At 34.5% G+C, this 3,711-nt stretch carries 2 protein-coding genes; both read left to right on the forward strand.

What is annotated here, in order from left to right; translation table 11 throughout:
- Positions 1–1,359: pentapeptide repeat-containing protein (locus tag F6K22_RS35385; protein WP_293109216.1), on the forward strand; the 1,359-nt coding region annotated here is incomplete at its 5' end.
- A gap of 255 nt (positions 1,360–1,614) precedes the next feature.
- Positions 1,615–3,252 (forward strand): Uma2 family endonuclease, encoded by a 1,638-nt coding sequence (locus F6K22_RS42710; RefSeq protein WP_363275139.1) that lies wholly within the window; start codon positions 1,615–1,617, stop codon positions 3,250–3,252.
- Positions 3,253–3,711: the final 459 nt, after the last annotated feature.

The following is a 3,711-nucleotide window of genomic DNA, read 5'->3' on the forward strand; positions in this document are numbered from 1 at the left end:
TCCAAAGTCGGGGTTTCTACTAATAGTCTTTTTTTCTACCCCGATGTAGTTGTGAGTTGCGACCCACGAGATCGAGAATCTAGAAATATTATCTATTATCCCTGTTTAATTGTAGAAGTTTTGTCAGCAAGTACAGAAGCTTTTGACCGAACTAAAAAATTTGAACATTATCGTCAGATAGAAAGTCTCAAAGAATATGTTCTTATTGACTCAGAAAAGATATTTGTTGAATGCTATCAAGTCAATGAAAAAAATAAATGGGAACTTACCACTTATTCTCTTGAGGAAATAGCTGATAGTCAACAGGAATTTTCGGTTCAATTAGAAAGCATTAATTTTGAATTAACTACTTCTTTATTGTACGAAAATGTAGTTTTCTCAGAAAAAATAAATCTTGAAAAGGATAGAATAGAAAATCTGAAACAACAAGATTTTTCTTCCCCTCAAAAGATTCAATCTCCTGACAAAGAAACTCCTGAAAAACAAACCAGATTAATCAGACGCATTGCAGATTGGTGGGTAACAACTCCTATTGAGAAATTTTTTGAAGATATAGACTATCTGTTAAAAAATGTGGCAATTTTAGATGTTGTTAGTTTGCTTGCAAATATTACTCTTATCCTTAGTTTACTGAGCTGGTTAACGGAGTTTAAAGAACGAAAAGAAGAAAAACATTTTTCTGCCTGGAGTGTTATTAATGAAGGTCAAGGCGATAAATCTGGAGTTGTGACAACTGCATTAGAACGATTAAATAAAGAAGGATTTTCTTTATCTGGTCTACAACTTAATAAAACTAATCTCCATGACGCTAACCTCAATGGAGCTAGACTCTTTCAAGCTAACTTCAGTGAAGCTATACTCAGTAGGGTTAAACTGACTAAAGCTAACCTGGTTTTAGCTAACCTCAGTAAAGTTTTCTTTATTGGAGCTGACCTCAATGAAGCTTATCTCAATGGAGCTAACCTTAGTAAAGCTAACATGATTGGAATTAATTTCACTGAAGCTGACCTTGGTGGAGTTAACTTCAGTGAAGCTGACTTTGATTCAGCTAACCTTAATGGAGCTAATCTTCGTGGAGCTTACCTTTTTAATGCTAAAAATCTCAGTAATGCACAAATAAAATTAGCCTGTAATTGGAAAGAAGCAACTTATGTAAAGAGTACAATACAAGAAAATAATATAGACACACTATTTGAAGACAATATAGACACAATATCTGAAAAAAGAATAGACACTACAAGATTTACATTTCAATGGATTCCTGAAGATAAGCAAGCTAATCAAGAGAGAATCAAGGAAATTGAACAAGATAAAAGTTCCGACCCGGAAATTCCTCCTGATTGTTCTCAATGGGAGTAAAGACTGACAAAACTTTATTAGGCATCTCCGGAAAATAAATAAACCTTTTAGTCACATTAGCTAAAGAAAGAAAAAGTCACCAGAAAAAATCATTTTTCCTGCCTTTTTTGTAAAAATATCTTACCTGTTCCCTGTTCCCTACTCCTGCAAAAAATCTATATCTTTTTCGGAGAGGTCTATTTGCTATATATTGAATTATTGTTGGGTTTCGTTCCTCAACCCAACCTACACTTATTGCACTAATGATTAATTCTTATGACTAAACAAACTCAAAGGATGACTCCAGAAGAATATCTAGCATGGGAACAACAGCAACCCATAAAATATGAATACATCAATGGGAAAGTCTATGGGATGACTAGAGAAACTTTTTCTCATAATAATATTGTCATCAACTTAGTTTCTGCTCTGAAAAGTCACCTGCAAGGAAAAGGATGTAAAGTGCAAATTGCAGATACTAAAGTCGCCGTTTCTACCAATGATTCTTTTTTCTACCCCGATGTAGTTGTGAGTTGCGACCCACGAGATCGAGAATCTAGAAATATTATCTATTATCCCTGTTTAATTGTAGAAGTTTTATCATCAAGTACAGAAGCATTCGACCGCGCTCAAAAATGCAAACATTATCGTCAGATAGAAAGTCTTAAAGAATATGTTCTTATTGACTCGGAAAAGATATGTATTGAATGTTATCAAGTCAATGAAAAAAATAAATGGGAACTTACTACTTATTCTCTTGAAGAAATAGCTGATAGTCAACAGAAATTTTCGGTTCAATTAGAAAGCATTAATTTTGAATTAACTACTTCTTTATTGTACAAAAATGTAGTTTTCTCAGAAAAAATAAACATTGAAAAAGACAGAAGAGAAAATCCGAAACAACAAGATTTTTCTTCTCCTCAAGACATTCCATCTCCTAACAGAAAAACTCCTAAAAAACAAACCAGATTAATCAGACGTTTTTCAGATTGGTGGGAAACAACTCCTATTAAGAAGTTTATAGAAGATATAGACTATTTGGCAGTTTTAAATGTTGTTAGTTTGCTTGCCAATATTGCTATTATCTCTAGTTTAGTGACCTGGTTCACGGGGTTTGAAGAACGAAAAGAAGAAAAACTTGTTGCTACCTGGAGTATTATTAATGATGGTCAAGGCGATCAATCTGGGGTTGTGAAAACTGCAGTAGAACGATTACATAAAGATGGGTTTTCTTTACTAGGTGTACAACTTGATGGAACTAACCTTGGTCTAGCTAACCTCAGTGAAGCTGACCTCAGTTTAGCTAACCTCAGTAAAGCTGACCTGGTTTTCGCGAAGCTTAGTGAAGCTAAATTTATTGCAGCTAACCTCCGTGAAGCTAACCTTCGTCTAGCTAACCTCCGTGGAGCTGACCTCACTTTAGCTAACCTCAGTGAAGCTGACCTCAGTTTTGCTAACCTCAGTGAAACTTACCTCAGTTTTGCTAACCTCAGTGAAACTTACCTCAGTGAAGCTAACCTCAGTGAAACTTACCTCACTTTAGCTAACCTCAGTAAAACTGACATCTATGGAGCTGACCTCAGTTTAGCTAACCTCAGTTTAGCTAACCTCAGTTTAGCTAACCTCAGTAAAGCTAACCTTGGTCTAGCTAACCTCAGTTTAGTTAACCTTGGTCTAGCTAACCTTAGTGAAACTTACCTTTTTAATGCAAAAAATCTCAGTAATGCACAAATAAAGTTAGCCTGCAATTGGAAAGAAGCAATTTATGTAAACGCTACAAGAGTTGAAGATGAATATGGTCGCATCCAATGGATTCCTGAAGATCAGCAAGCTAACCAAGAGAGAATAAAGGAAATTGAACAAGATAAAAGTTCCGAACCTGAAAATCCTCCTGATTGTTCTAAATGGGAGTAAGACTAACAAAACTTTCTTGAAAGTTAAAAAGCAGTAGGGAATATATTATTATTGACTCAGAAAACATATGTACTGAATGCTATCAAATTAATGAAAAGAATCAATGGGAACTTACTACTTATTCTCTTGAGTAAATAACTGATAATCAACAGGAATTTTCGCTTAAATTAGAAAGCATTAATTTTGAATTTACTACTTCTTTATTGTATGAAGATGTTGTTTTCCCAGAATAAATAAAGACCTCTCCCTCGACCCCTCTCCTGCAAAGAGAGGGGAGAAATTATCCCCCTTTCAAAGGATAGCTATAATGTAGGTTGGGTAGAACAAAGTGAAACCCAACAAAACCTTACTTCATTATTGTTCAATACGCTTGAGTTAAGGATTTTTTTGCAGTTTTGTAATCTCAAGAGCTACTAATAATTGTTCGATATTTTATAGGTTTTGGTCTTAGATCATGTC

Origin of the sequence: Okeania sp. SIO2F4, assembly GCF_010672385.1 — a bacterium.
Classification (GTDB): Bacteria; Cyanobacteriota; Cyanobacteriia; order Cyanobacteriales; family Microcoleaceae; genus Trichodesmium.